Annotated in this window: 25 protein-coding genes and 1 pseudogene; 12 read left to right on the top strand and 14 right to left on the bottom strand. The window is 43.2% G+C overall.

What is annotated here, in order from left to right; translation table 11 throughout:
* Positions 1–11 precede the first annotated feature (11 nt).
* The 8 genes from MAS10914_RS0118015 to MAS10914_RS0117980 all read left to right on the top strand — a co-directional run bounded on the left by MAS10914_RS0118015 (position 12) and on the right by MAS10914_RS0117980 (position 10,097).
* Positions 12–1,034, top strand: a complete 1,023-nt coding sequence (locus MAS10914_RS0118015; protein WP_017317346.1) for an Npun_R2821/Npun_R2822 family protein — start codon at positions 12–14, stop codon at positions 1,032–1,034.
* A 44-nt stretch (positions 1,035–1,078) separates the two neighbouring features.
* The gene (locus tag MAS10914_RS0118010) at positions 1,079–1,999 is read left to right on the top strand and encodes a polysaccharide pyruvyl transferase family protein (RefSeq protein ID WP_017317345.1); all 921 of its coding nucleotides are present in this window, start codon (positions 1,079–1,081) and stop codon (positions 1,997–1,999) included.
* Positions 2,000–2,036: 37 nt separating this feature from the next.
* A complete protein-coding gene (locus MAS10914_RS0118005) occupies positions 2,037–2,984 on the top strand; it encodes a glycosyltransferase family 2 protein (RefSeq protein WP_017317344.1) in 948 nt (315 codons plus the stop codon).
* 128 nt (positions 2,985–3,112) lie between these two features.
* Positions 3,113–3,964 carry a hypothetical protein gene (locus MAS10914_RS0118000; protein ID WP_017317343.1) on the top strand — a complete coding sequence of 284 codons (852 nt, stop codon included), beginning with the start codon at positions 3,113–3,115 and terminating at the stop codon, positions 3,962–3,964.
* 57 nt (positions 3,965–4,021) lie between these two features.
* Entirely contained in the window at positions 4,022–6,145 is a 2,124-nt protein-coding gene (locus tag MAS10914_RS0117995) for an ATP-binding protein (protein WP_017317342.1), read from the top strand.
* Between the two features lie 31 nt (positions 6,146–6,176).
* Positions 6,177–8,786: a DNA translocase FtsK gene (locus tag MAS10914_RS0117990; RefSeq protein ID WP_017317341.1), complete on the top strand. Its 2,610-nt coding sequence runs from the start codon at positions 6,177–6,179 to the stop codon at positions 8,784–8,786.
* 35 nt (positions 8,787–8,821) lie between these two features.
* Positions 8,822–9,055 carry a nucleotidyltransferase family protein gene (locus MAS10914_RS30450; RefSeq protein ID WP_017317340.1) on the top strand — a complete coding sequence of 78 codons (234 nt, stop codon included), beginning with the start codon at positions 8,822–8,824 and terminating at the stop codon, positions 9,053–9,055.
* Positions 9,056–9,158: 103 nt separating this feature from the next.
* On the top strand, positions 9,159–10,097 hold the full coding sequence (locus MAS10914_RS0117980) for a ParA family protein (RefSeq protein ID WP_017317339.1): 939 nt from the start codon (positions 9,159–9,161) through the stop codon (positions 10,095–10,097).
* A 67-nt stretch (positions 10,098–10,164) separates the two neighbouring features.
* Here MAS10914_RS0117980 and ileS read toward each other — a convergent pair whose 3' ends face one another.
* From ileS to MAS10914_RS0117965, 3 genes are all read right to left on the bottom strand, one after another.
* Positions 10,165–13,038, bottom strand: coding sequence for an isoleucine--tRNA ligase (gene ileS, locus MAS10914_RS0117975; protein WP_017317338.1), 2,874 nt, complete (start codon positions 13,036–13,038; stop codon positions 10,165–10,167).
* A 138-nt stretch (positions 13,039–13,176) separates the two neighbouring features.
* Entirely contained in the window at positions 13,177–13,629 is a 453-nt protein-coding gene (locus MAS10914_RS0117970; protein ID WP_017317337.1) for an HNH endonuclease, read from the bottom strand.
* Positions 13,626–13,865: a hypothetical protein gene (locus MAS10914_RS0117965; protein ID WP_017317336.1), complete on the bottom strand. Its 240-nt coding sequence runs from the start codon at positions 13,863–13,865 to the stop codon at positions 13,626–13,628. The genes MAS10914_RS0117970 and MAS10914_RS0117965 overlap by 4 nt, the downstream gene beginning before the upstream one ends.
* On the opposite strand from MAS10914_RS0117965, the gene MAS10914_RS36240 reads away from it, so the two are divergent.
* On the top strand, positions 13,864–13,995 hold the full coding sequence (locus MAS10914_RS36240; RefSeq protein WP_269635060.1) for a hypothetical protein: 132 nt from the start codon (positions 13,864–13,866) through the stop codon (positions 13,993–13,995). The genes MAS10914_RS0117965 and MAS10914_RS36240 overlap by 2 nt on opposite strands.
* On the opposite strand, the gene MAS10914_RS0117960 is transcribed toward MAS10914_RS36240, so the two are convergent.
* Positions 13,983–14,786: a Ycf66 family protein gene (locus MAS10914_RS0117960; protein ID WP_017317335.1), complete on the bottom strand. Its 804-nt coding sequence runs from the start codon at positions 14,784–14,786 to the stop codon at positions 13,983–13,985. The two genes, MAS10914_RS36240 and MAS10914_RS0117960, sit on opposite strands and share 13 nt — an antisense overlap.
* Before the next feature lie 247 nt (positions 14,787–15,033).
* Here MAS10914_RS0117960 and gndA point away from each other — a divergent pair, with 247 nt between their 5' ends.
* Entirely contained in the window at positions 15,034–16,464 is a 1,431-nt protein-coding gene (gndA, locus tag MAS10914_RS0117955) for an NADP-dependent phosphogluconate dehydrogenase (protein ID WP_017317334.1), read from the top strand.
* 271 nt (positions 16,465–16,735) lie between these two features.
* Here the strand turns inward: gndA and MAS10914_RS0117950 are convergent.
* From MAS10914_RS0117950 to MAS10914_RS0117910, 9 genes and pseudogenes are all read right to left on the bottom strand, one after another.
* Positions 16,736–17,317, bottom strand: a pseudogene (locus tag MAS10914_RS0117950) (IS66 family transposase); the annotation flags it as partial.
* Complete coding sequence (locus tag MAS10914_RS35660) at positions 17,253–17,618, bottom strand: DUF6444 domain-containing protein (RefSeq protein WP_017316668.1); 366 nt, start codon at positions 17,616–17,618, stop codon at positions 17,253–17,255. The gene MAS10914_RS35660 and the pseudogene MAS10914_RS0117950, both read right to left, overlap by 65 nt.
* A gap of 46 nt (positions 17,619–17,664) precedes the next feature.
* Positions 17,665–19,365, bottom strand: coding sequence for an RAMP superfamily CRISPR-associated protein (locus tag MAS10914_RS0117940; protein WP_017317333.1), 1,701 nt, complete (start codon positions 19,363–19,365; stop codon positions 17,665–17,667).
* Positions 19,365–19,778 (bottom strand): hypothetical protein, encoded by a 414-nt coding sequence (locus MAS10914_RS0117935; RefSeq protein ID WP_017317332.1) that lies wholly within the window; start codon positions 19,776–19,778, stop codon positions 19,365–19,367. The genes MAS10914_RS0117940 and MAS10914_RS0117935 overlap by 1 nt, the downstream gene beginning before the upstream one ends.
* Positions 19,775–20,647, bottom strand: coding sequence for a type III-B CRISPR module RAMP protein Cmr4 (gene cmr4 / locus MAS10914_RS0117930; RefSeq protein WP_198014983.1), 873 nt, complete (start codon positions 20,645–20,647; stop codon positions 19,775–19,777). The genes MAS10914_RS0117935 and cmr4 overlap by 4 nt, the downstream gene beginning before the upstream one ends.
* Positions 20,644–21,600, bottom strand: coding sequence for a type III-B CRISPR module-associated Cmr3 family protein (locus MAS10914_RS0117925; RefSeq protein ID WP_017317330.1), 957 nt, complete (start codon positions 21,598–21,600; stop codon positions 20,644–20,646). The genes cmr4 and MAS10914_RS0117925 overlap by 4 nt, the downstream gene beginning before the upstream one ends.
* A 3-nt stretch (positions 21,601–21,603) precedes the next feature.
* Entirely contained in the window at positions 21,604–22,179 is a 576-nt protein-coding gene (locus MAS10914_RS0117920) for a hypothetical protein (protein WP_026082634.1), read from the bottom strand.
* Positions 22,180–22,312: 133 nt separating this feature from the next.
* Positions 22,313–22,750, bottom strand: coding sequence for a hypothetical protein (locus MAS10914_RS0117915; RefSeq protein ID WP_026082633.1), 438 nt, complete (start codon positions 22,748–22,750; stop codon positions 22,313–22,315).
* A 29-nt stretch (positions 22,751–22,779) separates the two neighbouring features.
* On the bottom strand, positions 22,780–23,013 hold the full coding sequence (locus tag MAS10914_RS0117910) for a hypothetical protein (protein WP_017317329.1): 234 nt from the start codon (positions 23,011–23,013) through the stop codon (positions 22,780–22,782).
* A gap of 449 nt (positions 23,014–23,462) precedes the next feature.
* On the opposite strand from MAS10914_RS0117910, the gene MAS10914_RS0117905 reads away from it, so the two are divergent.
* Together MAS10914_RS0117905 and MAS10914_RS0117900 are read left to right on the top strand one after the other, a co-directional pair.
* Positions 23,463–23,816, top strand: coding sequence for a hypothetical protein (locus MAS10914_RS0117905; protein WP_017317328.1), 354 nt, complete (start codon positions 23,463–23,465; stop codon positions 23,814–23,816).
* Between the two features lie 147 nt (positions 23,817–23,963).
* Positions 23,964–25,286 (top strand): ABC transporter ATP-binding protein, encoded by a 1,323-nt coding sequence (locus tag MAS10914_RS0117900; RefSeq protein ID WP_026082632.1) that lies wholly within the window; start codon positions 23,964–23,966, stop codon positions 25,284–25,286.
* Between the two features lie 296 nt (positions 25,287–25,582).
* On the opposite strand, the gene MAS10914_RS0117895 is transcribed toward MAS10914_RS0117900, so the two are convergent.
* Complete coding sequence (locus tag MAS10914_RS0117895; protein ID WP_017317326.1) at positions 25,583–25,852, bottom strand: ferredoxin-thioredoxin reductase variable chain; 270 nt, start codon at positions 25,850–25,852, stop codon at positions 25,583–25,585.
* Positions 25,853–26,293: the final 441 nt, after the last annotated feature.

The following is a 26,293-nucleotide window of genomic DNA, read 5'->3' as shown; positions in this document are numbered from 1 at the left end:
GGTTCTTCAACATGGAAGATTTCGGTATTTATACGCTGGCAAATGATGTTGTTTATGACCAATTAGTGGCATTGCTAAACAGCATTGAAGTGAATGTTAGCCCAGATATTCATATTTGTATTATTCCCTACGATGATAGACTAAATTTGGTTAATCAGGAAATAGATTCCAGACCGAATGTTAGCTTGTTTTACGATCCAACTTCCTTACAACGTTGGGAAGAGTTTTATCATGAAGTTTGGAATGCTCATCCTAGTAACAATAAGAAAAATTTAGGACACTCAAAATGGTACAAAAAAAGTAATTTACTCAGAAAAATGTGCGCCTTTGATGGCAAGTTTGACAAGTTTGTATTTTATGATGCTGACAGTTTAGCTATGAGTCCGCTGAATAGGGTCTTACAAAAGCTAGACCAATACGATTTTGTCTTTGATGACTGGGAACATAGCAAGCCAACTCCTGTTGCAGCATTTAATTTTTCTGTGATTGAAAAGGCAATTTCCTTGCCTGAATCTGAAGTGCGTTCTAAAATACATTGTTCCAGTTTCTTCGGTTCAAAACGCGGTATTTTTGGCAATGATGAGCTAGAAATACTAAGAAAACGTCTGGTCAAAGACCAAGAATTTACCTGGATTAATGAACGCTCTTGGTGGTGTGATGCAGACTTATTCAGTTACATGACATTGCGCTCCAATCGCCCATTATTTAACTTTACCCAAAGCACCAATGGTCAAGATAGAACTGGTAACTGTGCTGATGGCGATCCATTTGTCAATATTAACAACGTTCTTTTCAACCAACAGGGATTAAAACCAATTCATCGTCTTCATTACATGAATTATCCTGCTACTTATTTTACCCATTTGTCTAAAGGTGAAGACGTTAAAATCAGTTACAGGGATGAATTTTTGTACTATCGTTTTTTAAAGCAACCAGAACAAAGACCAAAAGAGTTAAAGCCACCTAGTCTATTGACTCAAACTACTCGCAAGCTACAAAGTGCTATCAACAAGTTAAAAAAATTTATTTCTTAGTTTGTAGACACCTGACTCCTATACTTGAAATCACGGGTACAAAAATGAAGCTGTTTTATTTTCGCTTCCCCAATGGGATTAGCAATTTTGGCGATAATCTTAACCCCTGGTTATGGGACCGATTGCTCCCAGGCGTGTTTGACCAGGATAAAACAACTACCTTTATCGGCATCGGCTCACTGCTAAATAATTATATTCCCAAAGCTCATAAAACGGTGGTATTTGGATCTGGGGTTGGCTACGGTAAGGGCTTACCCAAAGTCGATGAGTCTTGGAAAATTTACTGTTTGAGAGGGCAACTCTCAGCAAAAGCATTGGGGGTTGCATCTGAATTAGCGGTAACAGACAGCGCTGTACTTGTCAGGCGGTTATATAAACAGACCACGACCAAGGTAAATCGATTCGCTTATATGCCTCACATCGACCATGCCATCCTTGGGGATAGCGCCTGGAAACTCATCTGCGAGCAAGCAGGAATTGCATACATCGATCCCCGTTGGCAAATTGAACAAGTGTTGTCTGCCATTAACCAAACGGAAGTCTTGCTGGCTGAGGCGATGCACGGTGTTATTATTGCCGATGCTCTTCGGGTACCTTGGATTCCTATTTTTACCAGTACCAAGATTTTTCCCTTCAAATGGCACGATTGGTGTTCATCAATTGATGTAAAATACGAACCTAAGTACGTCATGCCTTTGAGGAAGCTATATCCACCAGGTCCGGGAGTTCGTTCATCTCTTCGTTACTCGCTCAAATGTGTAAAGCAGGCTCCACAGCGATTCTTTAAAGCGTTTTGGGCAGATGAGTCAAAGAAGATGGCAATCCAACTGGCTGATATTGCCAAGACCTCAAAACCAACTTTGAGTAATGAGGCTCGGATTGAGCAACTGACTGTTGAACTTGAGGAAAGACTACAGCAATTTAAAGAAGATATGGCAGCTGGGTACTTTGATCATTCCGGCTAAAGGCTTCGTTATTCTAGTTTTTTAAATCGTTACGCTTGTGCCTAAAGTAAGTGTTTGCATTCCGACTTTCAACCGTATCAACCTGCTACCTTTTGCTATTGAAAGCGTATTACAGCAGACTTATCAAGACTTTGAATTGATTGTCTGTGATGACGGTTCTTGTGACGGTACATCTGAACTTATGTCAAAGTACACAGACAGCCGCATCAAATATCTCCGTCATCCGCAAAATATTGGTAAAAGTAATAATATGCGCTCTGGTTTTGATGCCGCAACGGGCGAATATTTTATTAAATTTGATGATGATGATAGGTTAACTTCAGATTTCCTATCACGTACCACTGCAATTCTTCATAAAGACCCTAGTATTGATTTTGTTGGTACTGACCACTGGGTCATTGATATTAACAATATCCGGGATGAGGCGAAAACCCAAGAAAATTCTCGCCGCTGGGGTAGGGCGAATTTACTAGAAGGTGTTGTTGATAATTTATTGGAAGTTGTCTTTGTTAACCAAAGCTTTCAAATAGGCGCAACTTTATTTCGCCGTTCAACCTTACAAGAGTTGGGATTTATGCAGCCCAATTGGCAAAATTGTGAGGATAATGATTTATTTGTGCGGCTAGCTTTGGCAGGTAAGAAAGGTTATTATCTACCAGAATTGTTAATGGAATATCGTTTTCATGAGCAACAGCAAGGTATTAATCGGGCAATTCCTTATTTAACTGATAAATTGCGGTATTTAGAAAATTATCAATTTGAGTCTGAGAAGCTGGAGAAAATTAGGCAACAGCGTCTTGCAGAGACACAGTTATTGTTAGGATTGCGGTTGATTGAAAAGGGTGAAACGCAAAAAGGAAGGGAGTTAGTTTTAGCAGGGAAGTCTTTTTCTCCTGCCAAGGCTTGGACTGGGTTAGGGTTGGCGTTGTTACCTGTGGGGTTGCGTCCTTGGGCTTTTGGTTTGGTAAGGAGGGTGAAGGGGTAGAAAAAATTACTTGAACTGGGAGCGGTCAATGCGCGTTTACACTAAATTCAGCTAGGATAAAAAAGTGTGTCAATTATTGCAGTTCGAGCTAGAGTAGTGCTGATTTATATTCAGACAAGACTACCTGTATGGATACTAATGAATTAAAGTTCCTACTAAAGTTGTTGGGATGCAACAACTATCGTTCTAGTCTTACTGCTAGCGGTTTTAAAGATTTTAAAGGTAAAGACAAAATTTGTCGAGATTTGGGCGATCGCGAACTGATAGACTTTTCCCGCGAGATAGCCACAGTAAAGATTTTACCACCAGGTCAAGCCCTACTAAAAACTGACACAAGTCAGTTGCCGCTCAAGCCTAATGAATTGAAAGTATTGGGGAGTATCGGCAAGGCTTCAGGAAAAATCACGCCAAGCAAAATCAATGTCAAGTCCGTGAAGTCAGGGGAGCGAGATGCCATCTTGCAAAGCTTCCATGAAAAAGGACTGATTGAAGTTGAAACCAAAATCAAAAAGGCTAAAGCTGAGGTATGGCTCACTGAACGAGGAATCGAGTATTTGCGGGATGATTACAGTCCCAAGGGAGCCGCAAACATCAGCTTGGATCTGCTAAATAATTACGTGCGCTTTTTGCGTAAATCTCTACACAGTAAGCCAGAGCCAGCACCTACTTCAGTGCCAACCAAGGAAGAGCCTGCTGCTGTAACGATTATTAATCTTACTGACGAAGAAATTTTACAAACTATCCGGAGATTGGATAGGGAGCTAGGTACTGACAATTATTTGCCAATCTTCCATTTGCGGCAAAAGTTACAACCCCCGCTATCACGGGAAGAATTAGATAAGGCACTGTATCGTCTGGAAGAAGCTGACAAAGTTGAATTAAGTAAGTTGGCAGAACCAGGTGATTATTCTCCTGAGCAAGTTGATGCTGGAATTCTGCAAATCAGCGGTGGCTCTTTGTTTTTCATCACAGTGAGCTAGCGGAATATATCTAAATCACGACAAGTAGGCTTATTTTTAAACAGTAGGGATATCAGCATGGCAAGTATTGACGAAGTTATTAAAAAATCGCTTAATCCATTTGAGAACCATGCAGCAGGTAACTTTTGGCTAGAGCAGGAGCCACCCCCTACTGTTGAATCTATTCATCAAAAGCCATTAACTCAAATCAAAAGTGTTTTAGCAGAGGTTACCCAAGACCATCAAACCCGCAGCCTAATTCTCTATGGCGACGCTGGAACTGGAAAGACTCATTTCTTGGGTCAGCTGAAACAACAGCTAAACGATCAAGCTTTTTTTATCTACGTTGAGCCATTTTCTCAGAGTGACCGTATCTGGCAGCACATATTACGCTACACCGTTGATAGCTTGGTTAATGCTCCAGCAGGACAAGCAGATTCCCAATTAATCCTCTGGCTCAAAAGCAGCTTGTCTACGATTGAGAAGGGGTTAAAAAGTGAGCAGCAAAGTTTGCTTGAAAGAATAAAAGGCATATTTGGGCAAACAAAAACTGGTACAGGACGTGATCCTGCAAAGCAGCCGCTAGGCGAACGCCAACTCTTCATTGACATCCTTAAAAAGACCATTGGCACCACAGGAATTTACAATGCCAATGAATTCTTTGGTGTTCTTTATGACCTGACTAATCCAGATTTATACTATCTAGCCTGTGAATGGTTGAAAGGAGATGACTTAGATGAAGAAAGTCTGAAAAAGTTAAAAGTTAAGCAATCTATTGATGATGAAGACAAGGCGCGTGGTATTTTAGGCAATTTTAGCAAAGCTTCTGCTAAAACTCAGCCGATTGTGTTGTGTTTCGATCAGTTAGATAGCATTGCTCGTTTGCCAGATGGCTCTATTGATCTACAAGCTTTATTCAACGTCAACTCTATGATTTATAATGGCAGGTGGAAAAATTTCCTGATTATCATCAGCATCAGGACAGAGAACTGGTATAACAATTCTAAGCGAGTTCATCCCTCTGACATAGATAAAGCTAGTATCAGAATTCCACTAAAACGCATTACGCTGGAAGAAGGCGAAACCCTTTTAGCTTCTCGACTCTATCCCCTGCACAATCAAGCTAACCCCAAACCTGTTTCCCCGATTTACCCCTTAAATAAACAGGTGCTAGAGAAAGTGTTTCCTAGCCGTAAAGCTACACCCCGCGATTTTCTGACGCTAGGGAAACAACTATTCCATGATTATAAGAAATGGCTATTTAGAGATAAACAACCGCCTAAACCAAAATGGTTTGATGGTGGAGCTACGCCACCGCCGCCACCGCCACCTCCAGAAGATAAAATTAAAGCAGAATTTGAATTGCTATGGCAGCAGGAATATCAAAAAGTTCAGGGAAAAAATACCAAAATTATCTTGTTAGCCGCACCGGATCTAATTCGGATGTTGCAACAAGCCTTGGAAGCATTACAAGTACAGGAAATCAAGCTGAAACTTATCAGTGGAAAGTACGCTAGTTATTCCTTGAGTTATCAACAACCCAGTAAGCGTGAGCGAGTAGGGATAGTCTGGACAGAAGACTCAAATATGAATAGTTTTTTCAATATAATGAATGCTTGCCAAAAAGCAATTCAGCAAAATCTCTGTCAAACCCTGTATTTAATTCGGGCTGGAAATGTAGGGAAACCAAACCTGGTTGGAAATCAAATATACCAACAGATATTCACAAATACTAATCATCGTCATATTAAGCCCAATCTGTCTTCGGTTCACTACTTGGCGACATATCACAGCTTTGTGAATTCAGTGGAAGCTAATGAATTGGTGCTTGCAAGCAAAACCATTACTTTGCAGGAACTACAAACTTTAGTCCGCGAGTGCAATCTTTTGCATAAATGTACTTTCTTGCAAGATTTAAGAATTGTTTCTAAAACAAGTGATGATAAAGGGAATGGTAACGATGGTAACGGTAGAAACGATTTACAACCAGTTAAGAATTTTATATTTAATTTAGTGAAAACCCAAGGGTTTATGGGAGTAATGACTCTAATTAAAGAGATTAACGCCCAGTTTACTCTTGTGAAAGACTCTGAAATTAAACAGTTGATTCAAGAACTGTGTCAAGAGCAAAAGGTCAAAATTTTTGACCCCAAAGCAAAGTTGCAAGACCAATTAATTTGTTTAGTTACTAAAAAAAAGTAATTTCTTAACAAAAATGCTGACATTATAGCAAATGCAATACCTGACAGAAGCTATTGAAATCCGAGCGCAAATTGCCAATTTTGCCTTGGCTAAAACGCTGTGGTTAGATACAGAAATTGCTAACTGGAATACTTCCTATCCCAAATTATCGCTAATTCAGGTGTTGGCTAACCCCACAGATTCGGCGGGTGAATCTGTTTTCATTCTCGATGTGTTACATAAACCTGATTTAGCGGCAGATTTTATTAACCAAATAATGGTTAATCCTAATATAGAAAAGGTATTCCACAACGCCAGTTTTGATTTGAAATACCTGGGTGGACAGCTAGCACAAAATGTTACCTGTACGCTGAAGCTAGCCAGAAAAATTACCCGTAAAGTTTTGCCAGTATCCAACTTACAACTTAAAACCTTAGCAGCAGAACTTTGTCACTTCTCTAACGTAAATAAAGAAGAACAGGGAAGCGACTGGGGACAGCGCCCTCTCAGTCAAAACCAGCTACAGTATGCTGCAATGGATACAATTTATTTGGCTGCTGTGCATCGCCGCTTATTAGAAATTTATAATCCTAATCTTATAAGTAATATTTTTGATATGGTCGCTAATAGTTCAAAGCAGTCAACTGAAAAATCAGAAAATTTATCTTTAAATGCTACTAAAGTCAGAGTTGCGTTTGAGTGTCCTCGCCTTTTTTATTTGAATCAGCGTTTCCGTGGAAATACCTTATTTTTACCACAAAACACCCAAACTGGCATTGGCAAGGCATTCCATGAATTGGCTGATGAATTTGTGAGTTTAGCAACTCATGAACCACGATTTCAAGATTTGTTTAAACCAGCTGCAGCCCAATTGCAGGTAGAGCAAATTGCTTCTGGGATGCAACAGCTATTTTATGAAATAAAGTTCTATCCTTACCTGCAACAAATTGTTAAAAAAGATGCCGACCAAGCACAAGCACTGCTGCAAGTATGGCAGGGATTACAACGACTCATCAAACGCTTTGCAGAATTGCTGGTAATCAATCGGCGCTATTGCAGTGCAGAAAGGGTTATTCGTAACACTTTTATCTCTGAAAAACGTAAACTTGAGTATTACTTTAATCTTCCAGATGGAACGCAACAACGGGTAGGAGGGGAATTTGATTGCTTAGTCTATAACTTTGAAAAAAAGCGTTTATGTGTGGTGGAGTTTAAAACTTATCAACCAGCCGATGCATCAGCGCAATTAGCCCAAGTTGCGCTTTATAGTTATATGCTATGGCAGAATAAAAAAGTAGCTGTTGACTCAGCGGTTTACTGTGTTTTGCCAGAGTTTAAAGAGTATCAGTATTCTTGGGAACAGCTAGAAAATACGGTGCATCAGCTGATTCCCTATAAATTACAACAAATGCAGCAATGGCTGAGTTGGGAAGCACCATCACCCAATCCACCGCCACCTACAACCCAGCCTCATCTGTGTCAAATTTGTCCACAGCAGCAAAAGTGTCAAAGTTACTTTTTAGAAGAATCTCAAGATCAGAAAGCATCTAACAACCAGGAGCAACAAAGAACAAGTGGGCAGAATGGACAGACAGTAAACAATCAGCAGCAATCAACCAGTAGTAATGCTAATGCCATAGGTGAAGAGTTGGTTGCCACGTTGCAATCTTTTGGTATTAGTGTAGATTACCACGGGGCAGCTATTGGTCCAGCATTTATTCGAGTAAAACTCAAACCTCAGCTTGGTGTTAAAGTGAACTCTTTACTGAAATTATCGGCTGATTTGCAAGTGCAGTTGGGGTTAGCGAATCCGCCTCTGATTTCTCCTCAGGCTGGATATGTTAGTGTTGATTTGCCTCGTCCTGATAGACAAGTTGCTAAGTTTGAAGATTATATAAAATCGCAAATTTTACCTGCAACTGCACCAGTAAAAATTGCTATTGGAGTGAATTTAGATGGGCAATTGGTAGAAGCTGATTTATCAGATCCAAATACTTGCCACTTTTTAGTTGGGGGTACGACAGGAAGTGGTAAGAGTGAATTTTTACGATCGCTCCTCCTTAGTTTACTCGTTCGTCATTCTCCGCAACATCTGCAAATTGCCCTCGTTGATCCCAAACGAGTTACTTTTCCAGAGTTTGAGGAAATGCGGTGGTTGTATTCACCAATTGTGAAAGATAGCGATCGCGCTATTGAATTGATGGATGAATTAGTCACACAAATGGAGTCGCGTTATCAGCAATTTGAAAAAGCCGGTTGTGCTGATTTGAGTACTTATAATCAACGTTCTCGTCAACCTTTGCCTCGTATTGTCTGCATATTTGATGAATACGCCGACTTTATGGCAGAAAAAGAAATCCGCACGGCGCTAGAACAAAGCATTAAACGGCTTGGTGCAATGGCAAGAGCAGCTGGAATTCATCTAATTATTGCCACTCAACGCCCCGAAGCTGGTGTTGTCACTCCAATTATCCGCTCCAATTTACCGGGAAGGGTTGCACTGAAAACTGCTAGTGAAGCAGACTCAATGATTATCTTAGGAGGTAAACAAACATCTGCTGCTCGCTTATTAGGTAAAGGCGATTTACTCTATCAAATGGGTGCTCAACTGTACCGCTTACAAAGTTTATTCACGATTAATATTCTGCTACCGTCAGTCTAGAATTCAGGATTGAAAAAATTTGTGTGGATTAAGTTATGGGAATTCATGAAGTACTACTACCTTATCGAAAGGAAATCTTAGAAATCCCTGCCAAATACGGAGCTTATAATGTACGAGTTTTTGGTTCCGTCGCTAGGGGAGAAGCAAAACCAGAGAGTGATGTGGATTTTTTGGTAGAAATTGAGCCGCAAAGAAGTTTGTCAGACACCAATGCACCACTCACTGCTATAATCTTGACTGCTTTACTGAAAGAAGTGTCACTGAGGTAACGCTTTTGACTATTTAAAAATGTTAAATTTAGCAAAAATTTTCTATCTATAACGAAACATTTACGTTACGTAAATGGGAATGCTTTATTAGAGGAATTAACCAATGGGATATGTGATTGCTACTGCAAATATGAAGGGCGGGGTTGGCAAAACTACCCTCACCGTTAATGTAGCTACTTGTTTAGCAAAAAATTATGGTAAGCGGGTGCTTGTCCTTGACTTAGATAGCCAAATTAGTGCCACACTCAGTCTTATGTCTCCTGTGGACTTTGCCAAGCTCCGCAAACAAAGACGGACATTGAGATATCTGATAGACAGTATTATCAGTCCATCGTCAAGGTCAAAATTAACAATTCGGGATATCATTCAGCCTCAGGTTTGCAATCTCCCCGGACTGGATTTATTACCGGGAGATATTGACCTATACGATGAATTTGTCGTTTCAGAAATGCTGCATCAACAAGCAGTAAGTTTGGGTGAAAATGAATTTGAAACGATTTGGAATCGTTTTGAAAGAGTCTTGCTTGGTAAAATCTTAGAACCAGTTGGGCAAGAATACGATTTTATCATTTTAGACTGTGCTCCTGGGTATAATCTTTTAACTCGTAGTGCTTTGGCAACCAGTAATTTCTATATACTTCCGGCTAAACCCGAACCGTTATCTGTGGTGGGTATTCAATTGCTGGAAAGACGCATTGCCCAGTTAAAAGAAAGTCACGAACAGGAAGCAAATATAGATATACAAATGCTGGGAATTGTCTTCACAATGTCTAACGCTAACTTTCTCAGCGGAAGGTACTACAAACAAGTCATGCAGCGCGTTCATCAAGATTTTGGTGAGGCAAAAATTTGTCAGACACAAATACCAATTGATGTAAACGTTGCTAAGGCAGTTGACAGTTTTATGCCGGTTGTTTTAAACAATCCCAGCACAGCAGGGTCGAAAGCATTCTTTCAATTAACTCAAGAGCTGTTGCAAAAGCTAGAGTATGCTGAGGCTGAAAAGCAGCAAAGAACTAATTTAGAATTTGCCACATCATAAAAGCAGTGGGGGGAGTAAGGGGAGTAAATTTCTCCTTGTCCCCCTGTCGTGTTTTCCCCTTGTCTTCCTAAAACTCCCCTGCTAAGGCTGCAACACACCGTTCGCAAATTAGTGGATGTTCGGCTGACTCTCCTACATGAGTTGAGTAGTTCCAGCATCTATCGCATTTCTGCCCTTCTGCGTTCACGACTCCAATTTTCCATGTATCGGACTGCAAGCTGTACTCCAACCCTTGTACTGCTTCCGATGAATTCAACAAGTCTACTTGTGAAGTGATGAACAGGTAACGTAGCTCATCTATTCCATTCTGACTGTCATTTAGTGATTTTACTGATGAACGTAACTGCTCATCTTCTACATACAGCAACACCTTAGCTTCCAGGGAAGAACCAATCATTTTATTGACTCTGGCTTCTTCCAGTACCTTGTTCACCTCAGTACGCATTTGTCGCAATTGCTGCCACAAGGTCGCTAATTCTGGATTGTGCCACTTCTGGTCTAACTGCACCCAGCCAGCTTCAAACACTGACTTGTAGGGTGTCTTATACGGGAGAAATTGCCAGATATCTTCTGCCATATGACATAGTACAGGGGCGATCGCACGTGCTATGTTCTCCAAAGCAATCTTCAGCACTGTTTGACAGCTACGACGGCGGAACGAATTAAGCGCACTGATATACAGCCTGTCCTTAGCGATATCCAGATAAAAGTTGGATAAATCCACCACGCAGAAATTCTGCATGGTTTGGAAAAAGCGGAAAAATTGGAAGCTTTCAAACGCTTCTGTAACTTCCTTGAAAACCTCCGTCATGCGGTGCAGCATATAGCGGTCAAGCTGGGTCATTTCCTCAAACGGTACTGCATCTTTTTCGGGATCAAAATCATGCAAATTTCCCAACAAGAACCGCGCCGTATTGCGAATTTTGTTCCGCACATCTGCCAGTTGCTTGATGATATTACTGCCAAGACGGACATCAGAAGAGTAGTCTACTGAAGATACCCACAAACGCAAGACATCAGCACCATAGCCTGGTTCTTTTTTCTGGTCTTTGCCTCCCAAAATGAGCGTTGCTGGGTCAACTACATTCCCCAATGACTTACTCATCTTGCGCCCTTGTTCATCCAAAGCAAAGCCGTGAGTCAAAACGGTTTTGTAAGGCGCACAGTCGTTAACTGCTACGCTGGTGAGCAAACTCGACTGGAACCAACCGCGATGCTGGTCTGAACCTTCCAGGTACATATCAACTGGGTAGCGCAACTCTGGACGTTGTTCTGCCACAGATGCCCAGGATGAGCCAGAATCAAACCATACATCCATAGTATCAGTCCCTTTACGGTAAGACCGACCGTTGATGCGGTATTTTTCTGGCAATAACTCTTGGGGTGAAAGTTCCCACCAAGCATCGGAACCTTTTTCGGCAACAATTGCCTGAACATGGGAGATGGTTTCCTCATTCAGCAGCGGTTCGCCTGTTTCTTCATCGTAAAAAACGGGAATTGGCACACCCCAGTTGCGCTGACGGGAAATACACCAGTCAGAACGTTCCGCAACCATTGGTGTGATACGGTTTTCACCTTGCGCGGGAATCCATCTTACAGAGGCGATCGCCTTTAGCGCCTCATCCCGAAATCCTTCAACGCTTGCAAACCACTGTTCTGTAGCACGGAAAATCGTTGGTTTCTTCGTCCGCCAGTCGTAAGGATACTTGTGTTGGTAGGGTTCCTCCTTCAGCAGCGAACCCGCCGCCGTCAGCGCATCAATTACCGCCTGGTTTCCATCACCCAGGACATTCAACCCAGCAAACTGTCCCGCCTCTTCAGTGAAGTTGCCATTGTCATCCACAGGCGCAAGGATAGGCAACCCGTAGCGCTGACCAACCATGTAGTCTTCTTGACCATGACCAGGGGCAGTGTGTACCAAACCAGTACCCGATTCGGTGGTGACATAATCACCGCCGATAACAATCGGACTTTCACGGTCAAATAGGGGATGTCGGTAGGTGGAATGTTCTAAATCTTTCCCTTTTACCGTGGCTTTGACAATTAGCTGACTTCCCAAGACCTCAGATAGACGTTCCACCAAATCAGCCGCCACAATCAGGTACTTTGTAGAGACGCGCCATGGCGCGTCTCTACATTCAACCACTGCGTAGTTGAGGTCTGGATTCACCGCTACTGCCAAGTTAGCGGGAATTGTCCATGGTGTTGTTGTCCAGATAGCCACACCCAACTGCGGCAAAAATTCCCCAAGTCCTGGTTTCGCTGCTTCCGATAAACCCGTCATTGGAAAAGCCACATAGATACTGCGCGAGGTATGACCTTCAGGATATTCCAACTCAGCTTCTGCCAGTGCCGTGTTAGAACTGGGACTCCAGTGAACTGGCTTCAAACCACGATAGATGTATCCTTTTAATACCATCTGACCGAAAACGCCAATTTGAGCCGCTTCGTATTGCGGTTTCATCGTCAAATATGGGTGTTCCCAATCACCCCAAACACCGTAGCGTTTGAAACTTTCACGTTGTTCATTCACCGCAGCCAGGGCAAATTCTTTCGCTTTGTGGCGCAACTGCAAAGGCGTCAAGTTTTGCCGTTCTCCTGGCTTCATGTTCTGCAAAACTTTCAGTTCAATTGGCAAGCCGTGGCAATCCCAACCAGGCACGTAACGAACTTTACGTCCTCGTATCAGTTGGTAGCGATTAATAATATCTTTAAGAATTTTATTTAAAGCGTGACCAATATGCAGAGAACCATTTGCGTAGGGTGGTCCATCATGCAATATAAATAAATCACCTGGATTCTCTTGAGACAGGCGTTCATAAATTTTATTGTCTTCCCAAAACTTTTGGATTTCTGGCTCCCTCTTGACAGCGTTTGCACGCATATCAAAGTTGGTTTTGGGCAAATTGACCGTATCTTTGTATTTTCCTGTTTCTGTCACGATTTCATGCCAAGGAATAGTAACGTCTTTTTCTCACTATAATATCTATGAGAAAGTCTTTTACGTGAATACAAAGTATTTCAGCAGGCATCCCTCGCATTGCCTGCTGAAATACTTGGATATTACATCTATAGTACCCTATCTTTGTTGTTGGGGGTCGTCTTGGGGCGGATGCCAACCACCCCGCACCCACAAACGACGTGCTTTAACGATAGAGCCTTCATTGTGACGTTCATCATTTAGGTCTAAACGATGACAAGTAGCTCGTCCAATAGGAGTGACACCAAGAATTCTTAAACCGTCTGTTGACCAAATAAAGTGATCTGCCCACTTTTGCTGACGAGGATTAAATAAGGGGACAACCTCTTGGGTTTGTGGATCAATTCCAGTTGTGAAGTTATAGCGGTATCCATTGCAGCGCTGGCAAGCCAATGCTAGGTTATCAGGGTTATCAGAACCACCCAGAGACTGGGGAAGAATATGGTCGATAGCAAACAGAGCTGCACTTGCTTCTTCTAAAGAATGACAGTATTCGCAAAGAAAGTTAGCTCTTTCTCGTACTAACTTTCTTGTTGCATTATTAACTGTCATGACTCAGCAATTATTCTGGCGTTAAGCAAGGTAAAAATTTTATCAAGTTCTAATATTCCTGTTAGTTCAGCCTCTTCTTCTGAAATGAGCAAACCTGCTTTTTTCTTCTCTGACAGTTCTTCAAGCCGAGATTGGAGTTCATCGGTAAATTTGAACAGATAGAGATTCTTGACTTTGCTGATTTTGATTCCAGATTCCACCCAGAATGAAGGTTGAACCATCATTTGAGTAATCATGGTTTTATTTTGGTTTGTGGGGGATTGGTCGTATTGTAACAGTGAATCTTTATTTGATGCTTCTTGGGAGGCGATTACCCTTCAGGCGATCGCCTCTACGGCAGTTACATTTGCTACTTATGAACTCTGACCTGGAGGATTGGGTGGAATTTCTCCAGGATGCCCTTCTGCTGGGGGAGCAAGTGCAGCATCGGGAGCAATTTCTTCTACAGGAGGTAGTGTTTTTTCAGTCTCAGTATGTTCGTGAGCAGCTTCTACTAATTCCGGAGATGGTGGATGAGGTGGAATTACTTGTGGGACACTGTCAGTTTTTGCTTCAGTGGGAGCAGAAGCCGTTACATCTGCTAGTTGTTCTTGTGGTGGAGTTTTTGCTTCGATATCAGTTATCGCAGGAGAAGCGACTACTTGTTGTTCTGGTACAGGAGTGCGTTCATCGACAATCTCAACCGCAGCTTTACCTGCTGGTGCAGGGGGAGTCTCGGCAGTTTTGGGTTTTTCCGATGTTTTTTGACTCACAGTTTGTTGCACTCGGTCTTTCGCACCAGAAAAGGTGCTACCGATACCTTTTTGCAACTGGGAAAGCCGTTGGGGAAGCGACAACTTAGAAACCTGCTCCTGAATGTTTGTTTTTACTGTCTCAGTGCTGGGTATTTGGGTTTGTTGTGTCGTTGGCGTTAGTTGACGACGTAATGATAATGTTTGCCAGCCAAACCAACCCAAAAGAGCGACACTAGCCACATGACCCAGCAAAAAACCCCCAGTAATGCGTTGTGCAAATATCCATAACACCAAGGCGTAGAACAGTCCTACACCACTCCAGATAAAGTCATTTTTGCGGTGAATTTCAGGGAAAAAGAAAGCCGCCATGTAAAGCCCTACACTTCCAAGACCGACAGCCAACGCTAGGACATATGCCAGCATTTTGTGGTTACTCCTTAACAGTGTCGTTTGACTAGATTAATTTCAATTTTGCAAATTTTGACAAAAAGTTGTTGATTCAGATACAAATTAAAATTATTTATTTGTGTAGATTGAGTATTCTTATTGAGTATTCTTGCTGTATCCATGAACTCTTCGTGAACTCTTAATATCTTCTTTAGGAGAGAAGCGAAAATCTCGGACTACCCTAAAGAAGAAAAGGATCTACAAGAGTTAGCCAAAAGAATTTATGACACAGCAAAGCTTTGGTGTGATTGGTCTAGCTGTTATGGGTGAAAACATCGCTCTAAATGTGGAGCGTAACGGCTTTCCAATCGCAGTTTACAACCGCTCGCGCGACAAAACTGATAAATTCATGGCGGAGCGTGCCCCAGGAAGAAACGTCAAAGCCGCTTTTACTCTAGAAGAGTTCGTTGCCTCCTTGGAACGTCCCAGAAGAATTCTCATCATGGTGCAAGCTGGTAAGCCAGTAGATGCCGTGATTGCTCAGCTCAAACCCTTGCTGGACGAAGGCGACATTATCATCGATGGTGGCAACTCTTGGTTTGAAGATACAGATCGACGCACCCAAGAATTAGAACCTGCTGGGTTTCGATTCATTGGTATGGGCGTCAGCGGTGGTGAAGAAGGAGCACTCAATGGTCCTTCTCTGATGCCAGGAGGTACGCAAAGCTCTTACCAGTATCTAGAGCCAATTTTCACGAAGATTGCCGCCCAAGTCGATGATGGTCCGTGTGTGACATACATTGGTCCTGGTGGTTCTGGTCACTATGTCAAAATGGTACACAACGGTATTGAGTACGGCGATATGCAGCTGATTGCAGAAGCCTACGATTTACTGAAAAATGCCGCTGGACTTGACCATAATCAACTCCATGAAGTTTTTGCCCAATGGAACACCACGGACGAACTGAATTCGTTTTTGATTGAAATTACGGCAAATATTTTCCCTTACATTGACCCAGACACAAATTTACCTTTGGTCGATTTGATTGTTGACTCCGCAGGTCAAAAGGGAACCGGACGTTGGACGGTGCAGACTGCGCTGGAATTGGGTGTTTCTATACCAACGATTATCGCCGCAGTCAATGGGCGCATCATCTCTTCCTACAAACAAGAGCGCGTGGCAGCATCGAAGATACTCACAGGTCCCACTGGCAAGTATGAGGGAAATACCAAAGAGTTTATTAGCATGGTGCGGGATGCCCTCTACTGCTCGAAAATCTGTTCTTACGCTCAGGGAATGGCGCTACTCTCTAAAGCTTCCCAAACCTATAACTGGAATTTGCAACTGGGTGAATTGGCGCGGATTTGGAAGGGCGGCTGTATTATTCGCGCTGGATTTTTGAATAAGATTAAGAATGCGTTTAACGAAAATCCAACCCTGCCTAACCTTCTGTTAGCTCCTGAATTCAAACAGACGATTCTTGACAGACAAACAGCTTGGCGTGAAGTGTTGGCAACAGCAGCAAAACTGGGAATTCCAGTGCCAGCATTTAGTGCATCTTTGGATTATTTCGACAGCTACCGTCGCGATCGCTTGCCTCAAAACCTCACCCAAGCTCAACGCGACTATTTCGGGGCGCATACCTACCAGCGTGTGGATAAGCCCGGTGCTTTCCACACTGAATGGGTACCAATTACTGAGAAATCTGAGTAAAGTTTAACGCCAGAACTACCAATACAGTTCGGTTCTGTAGAGACGTTGCAGTGCAACGTCTCTGCACGTATGAAATGTTATTAATAATCTTTATATGATGAATCAATTTCAGGGTTACATTACCTTCAACTCTGGATAAATTGTAAGCGACCACGGGGTAGTCGCAGATTAAAAGACAATGCTTCTCTTTAGTTAAAGCATTTGCAGGAATAAATGCCAGAGATTCCAGCAGGTTGAATAAAGGTAAATAACCGGATCTCAGCAATGGGGATTAGGCAGCATTTATTACTTGGTCGGAAGAATCAGCGACTTCAGGAAGTAAAGAAGGGGCTGGCGAATTAGCGCGTGCAGCACTTACTGCTGATACCATAAAATCCAAAACATTTCGACGCTGAGACTTTAAAGTAGTAACAACAGTTAACATCCTTTGGACAAAACGACTATCCGCCTGGGTTTGGGAGCCAAAACTAGTACGTCGCCATATAACCGCAGGACGTATGGCTCTCTCAGCAGCATTATTTGTTGGTTCAACACCTTCAACCGTCAAAAATAACCATAAAGCAGGTTCAACTTTCAGTATTTGGCGGCAAGTGCGAACAGTTTTAGCCAGTGGTGTCTTTTCTACCGAACCAATTTCATAATCGGCAGCCTCTTGTAGAGAAAACTTGATGGAGTTACGAATTGGTTGGACTAAAAGTTGAAGTTCACAATGCTTCAAAGTTCCATCTCTGACTCGATGCCAAAGTTCAAATAATTTCTCCTGTTGTTTTACCAGAGCCGTTCCTAATTCAGCTGAAACTCCGGGACGCTCTGATATTTTGATGAATTCTCGCCTTAAGTGTGCCCAACACAATCAAAAATCGACTATGACCCTTGTGCCCTGGTTGCCCCCCTCGCTTTTTACCACTCTTCTTTTTTTCTGGTTTTTTTTCGGCATGAAGTGGATCTGACGATGGGGGAATGCTGGAGTTTTTTGATGTGCAATTGATTTTTTCTAATAACTCTTGCTGTTTGGCTTCTAAATCAGCCAGCCTTTTTTCTGATTGCTTTATATGCTGCCCCATTTTCTCCACCAGTTGTTTGACGCTGGCTGGAGTCTTGTCCCAATCTAAGTCGGAAATTTCAATTCCGTAGGCGAGGCAGTTTTCTTCCATGTAGTTTAATCTACCACCTCAGTAACCCATTTTTCACTGTAGCGTTTCAGATCCTGTGAACGGTTACCACATTTTTGGGATGTTTCATTCCCAAACAGGGCACCAAATAAATCTCTGCTTTATTATTTAAAACATCCTGACAACGAGAGTTATCAGGACTGCTAGATGATGGTGAACCTTGAGGACGTTGCACAGCCAAAAAAGCCTCCCGCACCTGTTTGAGAAAATCCTGCCAAGATTGCTTATCGCTAGGTAGTATTGCATTAGTCAGCTCCCAATGACACCCTCGCATTCTGCCACTATTCCAATGCAGAGGTCGTCGTGAACCCCTGCCGACTCCGGCAAGATGGGATGATAAGCGCAGCAGTTTTTCAATTAGGGTGAGGTGTTGTTGGTTCTTTGCCTCCAACAAAATTTTGCCTTTGTAGAAGTAGGCGCGTTCGCCCTTTGGGCGGGTTCCTGCTGGACCATCGCTTGGTGCTTCCTCCCACTCTACGGCAATGCGGATACTACCTTCTTTAGTTTTCGGTTCCAGCGTCCCAAAAAGAGTGGCTTCTAGTTCTTTGCATTGACTGGGTGAATAAATTCCGAGGGCGATCGCTCTAAACCAGTATCGCAACATCCCCCGCAATGCCACCGGACGAAACTCTGGGTTGTCAGTAGAAGCTCCATACATTCCCTGCGTCCACAGATGAAAATCGTGAGATGATGAATGTGGTAAGGTATGGCTCAAACTCGCTCGTCCATAGCCCGCACTCAAGCGCGAACCGATTCCCATTGCTAAAGCTTTTTCCAACCAGCCCTTGACTTTTTCCACATCATCTGCATTATTTCCTCGGCTAGTGCGAATCAACCCAATGACCAACTCAGGTTGTTCCATTGAGAGTAAAGCGTGGGGTTGAGGGTTGTATTCAACGTTATTTTTGTGCCAATGCCATTGGGGATTTGCCATATCGACACTCAGACAGGCTGCGGTGGGGAAAGCATCAAGAATCTGTACGCAACCGATGCCATCGTCAAGACTTCCCAGGAGGCGATTGACCTCAGATTGAGTTTCATGCTGGAGTGCGATCGCCCGGATAGCACCTTTGAGACTGCTGGAGGGAATGTAAGGCACACCATACACCGGATGAAATACAGGCAATAACAACTCGCGAAAGCCTCGCATTCCCCCAACCCGCACCCGCCAGGGAAACGCAACAGTGATGGTGACATCAGCTAATTTTTGGGTTTTCTCTGTTAGCTGCTTGTACAGAATTTCACAAGTTTCATCAGCAGCTGCTGCGGCTTCCAGCACAGGTTGAGCCAGTTCATTCAGCTTTTTATCTACGCCAAATTCCGCAAAGTTTAATTCTTGAAGTGGACTTTGAAGAACTTTGTGTCTTCCCATTACTGACGATGAATTTGACCCTGGTTTTGACTGACTGACAGGCTGCTTTTTTGAAGGTTGTAATAATTCTACAGGCGGCTCACCAACTACAAGATTAATCCTTTTCTTTTGCCAATGATTAGGCAGTTTCGCTTGAATTTTCGGTATTTTTCCTTGAGCTTCCTTTTTCTTATCTTCAGTGGGAATGTACAGCTTAAGAGCATCCCCATCTTCATCTATTCCACTGCCTTGAAGCAACTCGTAAAGGGGATTTTTATCTTTTTTAAGTTTTTCTAAAAAAGCCTGCCATTCCTGCTGAATAGTTTGGTTTTGTCCTTGTTGGCGCTTAGAGTTGCGGTTATCCCGATTGTAATTCATTATTCCTCCGGCTCTCCTAAAACAGCAGATGCCCAAAAAGACCATTCTCGTGCTAATTCAATCGCCAATCGATTGAGAGACGTGTACTCTTTGAGAGGCATTTTGAGTAAGCTGCCTTCATCATCAACGTTAAAATTCTTGCCACTAAAACTCTTAAGCGACCTCAGAAACTTTTTATAAACCTTCCCCTTGTATTTAGTATCCTCCGCTTTGCCATTTAAGAATTTTTTTGCATCTCCACTCAGACGATGCAATCCCCAAGTAGAGATATAGGCTGTTAATCCTTGTACCACTCCACTGGCTTTTTTGTGATATTTCTTATCTAGATAGTAAGGGTCTTGTGTATCCGCTACTATTGCATTCAAAGCCGTATAAGCTTCCTGACTAAATTTACGTGAATCAAGCTTTATCATTTGCCTTCCTTCGTCAGATCTACAGTTGTTAAATCAGCCCAACCTCTGCCTAATCCTTCTAACCCGCCAAATTGCATCCGTTCGTTTAAAGTATTAGGCGTAGAAGAGCGAATGTTGGTCGTTTTATCAGGGTCTTTTGCTAGTTTCATCCCCCAAGGAAAGAACAGCACTGTTTCTGGAGGAATTGCTTCTTCTGAACGGAAAGAACCACCTTTGACGATTTTCGATTTTTCTTCCAATGCGACTCGCACTTCTCGTTGCAACCCTGTTTCCACTAACGCTATACAGTCTTCATCTGTTAAAACGACTAATTTATTAGTCAACGTAGAAATGATTCCACCAGCAGAAGTTAAGGCGAAAATTTGCTCTGCAAGTGGTGCTACATCTATTTTCTGGAGATCCGATTCCTTTAAAAGTGCTGTTTGCAGGTAAAGTTCTTTGGACTGGAAGCTTACGACTGCTGACTTTTCACCAGATAAAATTTGGTGACATTGTTTGATAATTGGTTGTAGCGGTGCTTTATCAAGCCAACGGTTCCAGCGTGATAACCATAGGGGACAAGTTACCCAAACTAAATGATGACTTAAAGAAGCGATAGGGAAAAATAGCAACGTTGCATCAGCAAACCAAACTTCTCCCTCAGTAGGTTGTTGACCATCTTTAATCTTATGTCCAAAAAATATTTCCGCTTCTTCAGGATGTTTGCGTTCCAACTCAGAGCGAATTTTACCGCGCAACGATGAAGCAGGCAGATAGGGAAATTCTGTGTGGACTTCACGGGCAATGCCCATCATATTGCCTTCATTTGAACTGCCGCCAGTATGCAGAGGTGTTAGCATATACAAATAAGTCAGATAATTCGTCATCATCTTTGACCCCATAAAAGTTTGCCATAGTTCAATTGTTGAAATGTCATCAGCCAGTTCCCTCCAGTTGTTGGTAGTAAGTCATCTGCTTGTTCGGGAATATCTTCAAACAGATACACTGTTCCTGGTGGCACAAAACCCCGTTGGGGAAGGAGGGCGAATTCTTTCTCCTGTTGGTTTTTACGTTCAATAGTGGATACGCCACCCCACAACAAAGGGCGATCGCTCACACATCCACTTAAATTCTCTTTCCAGTTTGTGGGATAAACTCCATAGACTGCTGGTTGTTTTTCAGCCAGTCCTGGGGTGAGCAAATATGCAAAATTACTTGCATCTGTAGGCTTCTCGTAAGCTGCTAATTGCTGCCACTGCTGAAAATCTGGCAATGGGGAAACAAGCGCACGATGTCCCTCACCCCCCAAACGCACCACAAACGGCTCATCCAGCTTGCAACTTATACTAGCTACCAGTTTCCACCCAGAATGCAGACGTATCGCCACCTCAGTAAAGTACCCTTCCTCATCCCGGACTTGCCTAGTGCCTGTCTCCATGTGAATGTGCGGTAGAATTTGCACACTCCAGGGATGATCATGAAAATCTCTGGGATTATTAAGCTTTTCGCCCGCCAGATACAGACTCAAAGCTTCTGCTTTTATCCAAGGTTGAGGTCGGCATATAAATTCATTTTTGTCAATCAGCGGTGTGACCATTGGTGAAAGTCCGTCGGAGTCAAAGCAAAGGTGTTTCCATGCTTTATCCTGTTGAAAAGCGGGTTGAAAGCGTTCAGTTCTATCCCAGTCATTCGTTTTATCATCCAAGTCATCCTCTGGTGTTTCTTTATCACCTGATGGCTTCTTTTTTACCCCTAATAAATCCTTGGGTGTTGGCAACCAGAGGGTGTTATTTGTATCTAGCAGAAACGAACCTAGAAATTCCAAATCTCGATGCTGGGTCACTTTTTACTTCCAATTCTGGCGCTGCACCATTTTGTCTACCCAGAATGCACTAAACCGCAGCAAGTTTCCTAAATCTTCAGGTTTAGTTCCTAGTCGTTGTTCTACTTCTAACTTCTCAATCCATTTTTCCCAAGTCATTTTTTCTGGACGTTTAGTAAGTTCAACGGCATTTAACTTTTCTGAACCATTAAACAACCCTGGATAAACTTCAGCCATCACTCGCCAGAAGAGGCGCATTGAACTGGTTGATACCCCCGCACCTTCTTTGAAATGACTTTTGTAATGCAGTTGAGGATGCACTGCACTAAATTGACCAGAAAGGGTGGAACGCTCCCCTGGTGCTGTGGGTATCTGCCAAGTACGAGTATTCTTTACCGATTGAATCAACTGTCCAAGACGCGATTGCACATTCCCCCACCAAGTGCCAACGTTTAGGGTGTGGTAAGTTATTTCTTCGGCTTGTGTTGGGGTGAACTGCTCAAAACGCGAAGGTGCGATCGCATCCTGTGCTTTTTTCCAAGTATCATCAAAATTACCGTCCTTTTTGGATATCTCCAATGACTGTTCAGGGTTGCCCAAAGGTACAGCTGTCCAGTAACTCTCCCAGGTAGTCTCTATTTGAGCATCCCAGAGTTTATTCCACTCCCAACAACCTTGTTGCTTCCATTTTTGTAGCTCACTGCGGTAGGGATTTGTCTCATTACTGCTGGGATCAGGCGCGCGGACAATCTGGGAGAATTTTGTGAGCAGGAATTAAAAGTGCATTCGGTTGTTTACTTGCCAACGCCTCCGGATAGAACCGCCAAAACCACCAAAATACCTTTTCCACATCTGGTTCTGCAGCTATCTGACTAATTTCAAATGCTGTATTAATTTCCTGTGCCGTAATTTCCTGAGACTCTCCACTGATTGGATGGCGCACCTGCACATTGTTAAAGGCAGCTAGTGAATTCAATTCCAGGTTCACTCGGTCAGAAGAACTGCTAATAAGAGCCGCTTGCTTACCTAGACTGCTTCCCTTACTCCACCATGCGTCCAATTCCACAAGATGTTCTTGTAAGCATTGTAGCTGTTGGCACATAAGATTGCACTGAACAGGTTTTGTTGGTTCGTGCAGTAGAGCATACAACTTGCGGTGATAGACGTTCATGCTCATGTATCCTTAGAGACTCCCCAAGTTTATAACGCCAGTATTTGAAAACCAGGAGTTTTCATGCGAATGACAAAATTATCAACAAAGGCTTCGGGCTTCGCATCCCGGTTAAGAACAAAGCCAGCCTTATTACCAGCCTTATTAACAAAACGATTTTCTGTGGGTGATGACGAATTAGCCTTGAAAAGCTGGCTTTGTTCCAGGGTTAACCTCGTGGGGCTGGAGGCAGAAGGAATACTGCCACGCCAGTCGCACGCCACTTGCTATCTCCTATGGCTTCGCCACGCCAAAGGCGTTAGCGTCAGATCCTCCGTTCGCCTTTGGCGTGGCGAAGCCATAGGAGGCACGGACATAGGGCTTACAACGGGGTAGACCCCCAAGGGCGCAGTGTGGCTCCTCAAGTCGGCACAGCCGCCCACGGTGCTGGCTCCTCTGTTCTCTGCTGCGACCACTGGTGTGCAAGGGTTTAAGACCCCCACTGAACTCCCGTTCAGTGGCTCCAAGTCAGGAGGGATCGAATCCCCTTCTGACTTGTTCCTTCTGCTCTTTGCCTCCAGCATAGCTGCCTTCTTCAAGTATGTATACAAAATTACATACAAACCTTTTTGCAGCTATCCGGATTCTTTTGCCAACAGTTGTGATAATAGCTCACACAGAGAGTATTCTGCGTCAAAATGATGAGTAGTCAATCATAAAATAGATTTTATTCATGTCTTCTAATTGGGATGATGGCTGGGATTTGTTAGTTGATAACCGCAATGGTCAACTAATGCTTGTTGTTGAGGTTAAGACCAAACGCAATGCATCACCAGAGTGGGCTGCCCAGCTCCGGGGCAATATTCTCGCGCACGAAACTTTCCCAAAAGCCCCATATTTCCTGATGGTCTTTCCGGATCGGTTTTACTTATGGACTGACACGGATGACCAACTTGAGGAAAGTCAGCCAGATTACATCATTGATGCACGCCCTATTCTTCAGCCTTATTTTCAACAGGCTGGCGTGAGTGACGAGCAAATCAGTAGCCAAAGCCTTGAACTGTTGAGGGGGCGACAAAGAAGTTAAAGTGGTTGCTGTATAAGCAGCATAGCCATCAAACCCTGGTGATAAAATGCCTGTTTATTGCGAACACAAGCCATCATTTCCAGAACCAATTCCTGACACTCATTCACAGAAACTATCCAATTATTGTTGCAGTTACCTCAAACTCCCGTGGCGCAAGTTGTTTTAGAAAATGTTTATAAAAGTTTTCCCCCTCGCAAAGGCGAAGGTGTTGCATCCCAAACACAACACCCTCTCAACTCTGGGAAGCAAGGTGATACAGTTGTTCACCGTGGGGAAAGCGTCAATGTTTTACGGCGGATTAACCTAACGGTAGCAGATGGTGAATTTATGGTGCTGGTGGGTCCTTCCGGTTGTGGGAAAAGCACCCTTTTGCGGTTAATCGCTGGGTTGGAAGTCATGACAGGAGGCAATATTTGGGTGGGCGATCGCCTAGTCAATGACCTACCCCCCAAGGAACGCGACATTGCTATGGTGTTTCAAAATTATGCTTTGTATCCCCACATGACGGTGTATGACAACATTGCTTTTGGACTGCGACGCCGTCCTTTGGGAGATGGGGAACATGAGGGAGTTATATCTTCCTCATCCTCCTTATCCGATCTTCGTAATTGGGCTGAAAATTTATTAATGGGGATAACAAGGGCGCTTCCTAAGGGACTAAGATATATCTCTGATCAAGAACGAGTCGTGGATGAGCGAGTGCGTACTGTTGCCCAACTGTTGCAAATTGAAGCCTTACTCAATCGTTTACCCAAGCAGCTCTCTGGTGGACAAAGGCAAAGAGTTGCACTGGGAAGAGCGATCGCACGTAATCCCCAAGTGTTTTTGATGGATGAACCACTTTCTAACTTAGATGCCAAACTGCGTGCCCAAACTCGCGCCCAAATTGTGAAATTACAGCGCCAGTTAGGTGTGACAACGATTTACGTCACCCACGACCAAACGGAAGCCATGACGATGGGCGATCGCATTGCTATCCTCAATCATGGTCAACTGCAACAAGTTGCTGCTCCTTTAGAACTTTACAACTATCCTGCTAACCGCTTTGTTGCTGAATTTATTGGTTCACCACCGATGAATTTTATCCCTGTGGAGTTCCACGCTCCCCTGTTGATTACTAATGGTGATTTTCGCCTCACCTTGCCAGAACTTTGGGCAAGTGCTTTGCAAAAATACGACGGGCAAACCCTTATTTTAGGAATTCGCCCGGAACACTTGATTTTAAGCGTGCCTGCAAATAAAAATTTACCAGTGCAAGTAGAATTGGTAGAGAATCTCGGCAACGATACATATCTTTCCACAAGACTTCTCGAACCTGGTTTTCAAAAAGCTGCCTTTCCAATCAACGAAGTGCAAGTACGAGTTCCACCAGAACGCTTTGTGTCTTATGGCGAGCAACTGTGGTTATCTTTGACGCCAGAAAAACTTCACTTTTTTGACCCAGCAACGGAACTGGCGATATTTCCATGAATCAGCTGATCCAGGATTTTTCTCAACCACCTATGGTGATAAGCTAATGAGCATTCAAGTTGCATAGAGCTAGGGCTGAAGCCCTTACTACAAGCGAATCATCCTGGAAAACTGAATGACGATTAGCTTAATTGTACGTTTAGCTGTTGCTCTCCACAGGTTCTTCACAATCTTTCGGAATAATGTAGTTGAACATTCATCTAGATAAAGTAACGTACAGCCTCCTGCCAAAAGGAGGCTACTTATTTTCAACAGAGATATCAAAAAATGCAGTGGTCTGGCTGCCAACGAGCGATTCAGAGGATTTCTAATTCATTTTCACGCAAGTGTGCCTTGAATTTTTTACTAAACTGGACTTGAATGGGCAAGTTAGCGCTAACAGGTCTACCTTGCCATTGATTGATAATACCTACCACGTCACCTTCTGTACCTTTGAGGTCAAAAGCTTTACCGCGATGCTCTGGATGATGGTAAACTATGACGGATTCTTTAACGCGGATGCGATCGCCAATTTTCATAACAGTATTTACACCTAGCTTTTGTTCCACAACTGTCTCCACAGCCATCCCTCACTGAACTTGCTTTTTTGAAAAATAGACTGCTTGCACAATTTGTTGCTGTTCGTAGTCTGCACAGACACGCCGTCTTAACGCCTCTGTTGCTGCTAGACAAACAAATCTTGGCTGTGCAGGCTTTTATTATTTCATGTTTAGCCTTAGTCCTGACCCTTTTGTTCTTCCAATCAACGAAAAGACATACAGGGTAAGGGCAACAACAAAGTTGCCTCGTACTTTGGCAAGAGGTCTAGTCCTTATTATCTTCACTCTTGAATGTTCCCAAGGTCAACTGCTTGGTTAGGAAGTCGCGGAAGCTGGCAATAAAACCACAGGTATTAACACAGATGTACACAGATTAATTATCTGTGTGTATCTGTGTGCATCTGTGGTTCCAAATACTAGACCTCTTGCATCAATACTTTAAAAGATTTGTAGGATGTGTTAGGACGA

This window comes from Mastigocladopsis repens PCC 10914 (genome assembly GCF_000315565.1).
GTDB classification, from domain to species: domain Bacteria; phylum Cyanobacteriota; class Cyanobacteriia; order Cyanobacteriales; family Nostocaceae; genus Mastigocladopsis; species Mastigocladopsis repens.
The sequence above is the reverse complement of the archived record's forward strand: the minus strand, read 5'-3'. Positions and strand labels throughout refer to the sequence as shown.

What these genes read in the sequence shown, in the direction of transcription:
- MAS10914_RS0118000 (WP_017317343.1), top strand. Translation starts at nt 3,113, where the DNA reads ATGGATACTAATGAATTAAAGTTCCTACTAAAGTTGTTGGGATGCAAC.
- gndA (WP_017317334.1), top strand. Translation starts at nt 15,034, where the DNA reads ATGACACAGCAAAGCTTTGGTGTGATTGGTCTAGCTGTTATGGGTGAA.
- MAS10914_RS0117960 (WP_017317335.1), bottom strand. Translation starts at nt 14,786, where the DNA reads ATGCTGGCATATGTCCTAGCGTTGGCTGTCGGTCTTGGAAGTGTAGGG.
- MAS10914_RS0117915 (WP_026082633.1), bottom strand. Translation starts at nt 22,750, where the DNA reads ATGAACGTCTATCACCGCAAGTTGTATGCTCTACTGCACGAACCAACA.
- MAS10914_RS0117895 (WP_017317326.1), bottom strand. Translation starts at nt 25,852, where the DNA reads ATGGCTGTGGAGACAGTTGTGGAACAAAAGCTAGGTGTAAATACTGTT.
- cmr4 (WP_198014983.1), bottom strand. Translation starts at nt 20,647, where the DNA reads ATGATGACGAATTATCTGACTTATTTGTATATGCTAACACCTCTGCAT.
- MAS10914_RS0118010 (WP_017317345.1), top strand. Translation starts at nt 1,079, where the DNA reads ATGAAGCTGTTTTATTTTCGCTTCCCCAATGGGATTAGCAATTTTGGC.
- MAS10914_RS0117970 (WP_017317337.1), bottom strand. Translation starts at nt 13,629, where the DNA reads ATGACAGTTAATAATGCAACAAGAAAGTTAGTACGAGAAAGAGCTAAC.
- MAS10914_RS36240 (WP_269635060.1), top strand. Translation starts at nt 13,864, where the DNA reads ATGGTTTTATTTTGGTTTGTGGGGGATTGGTCGTATTGTAACAGTGAA.
- MAS10914_RS0117940 (WP_017317333.1), bottom strand. Translation starts at nt 19,365, where the DNA reads ATGAATTACAATCGGGATAACCGCAACTCTAAGCGCCAACAAGGACAA.
- MAS10914_RS0117905 (WP_017317328.1), top strand. Translation starts at nt 23,463, where the DNA reads ATGTCTTCTAATTGGGATGATGGCTGGGATTTGTTAGTTGATAACCGC.
- MAS10914_RS0117990 (WP_017317341.1), top strand. Translation starts at nt 6,177, where the DNA reads ATGCAATACCTGACAGAAGCTATTGAAATCCGAGCGCAAATTGCCAAT.
- MAS10914_RS0117980 (WP_017317339.1), top strand. Translation starts at nt 9,159, where the DNA reads ATGGGATATGTGATTGCTACTGCAAATATGAAGGGCGGGGTTGGCAAA.
- MAS10914_RS0117935 (WP_017317332.1), bottom strand. Translation starts at nt 19,778, where the DNA reads ATGATAAAGCTTGATTCACGTAAATTTAGTCAGGAAGCTTATACGGCT.
- MAS10914_RS0117965 (WP_017317336.1), bottom strand. Translation starts at nt 13,865, where the DNA reads ATGATTACTCAAATGATGGTTCAACCTTCATTCTGGGTGGAATCTGGA.
- MAS10914_RS0118015 (WP_017317346.1), top strand. Translation starts at nt 12, where the DNA reads ATGGAAGATTTCGGTATTTATACGCTGGCAAATGATGTTGTTTATGAC.
- MAS10914_RS30450 (WP_017317340.1), top strand. Translation starts at nt 8,822, where the DNA reads ATGGGAATTCATGAAGTACTACTACCTTATCGAAAGGAAATCTTAGAA.
- MAS10914_RS35660 (WP_017316668.1), bottom strand. Translation starts at nt 17,618, where the DNA reads ATGGAAGAAAACTGCCTCGCCTACGGAATTGAAATTTCCGACTTAGAT.
- MAS10914_RS0117995 (WP_017317342.1), top strand. Translation starts at nt 4,022, where the DNA reads ATGGCAAGTATTGACGAAGTTATTAAAAAATCGCTTAATCCATTTGAG.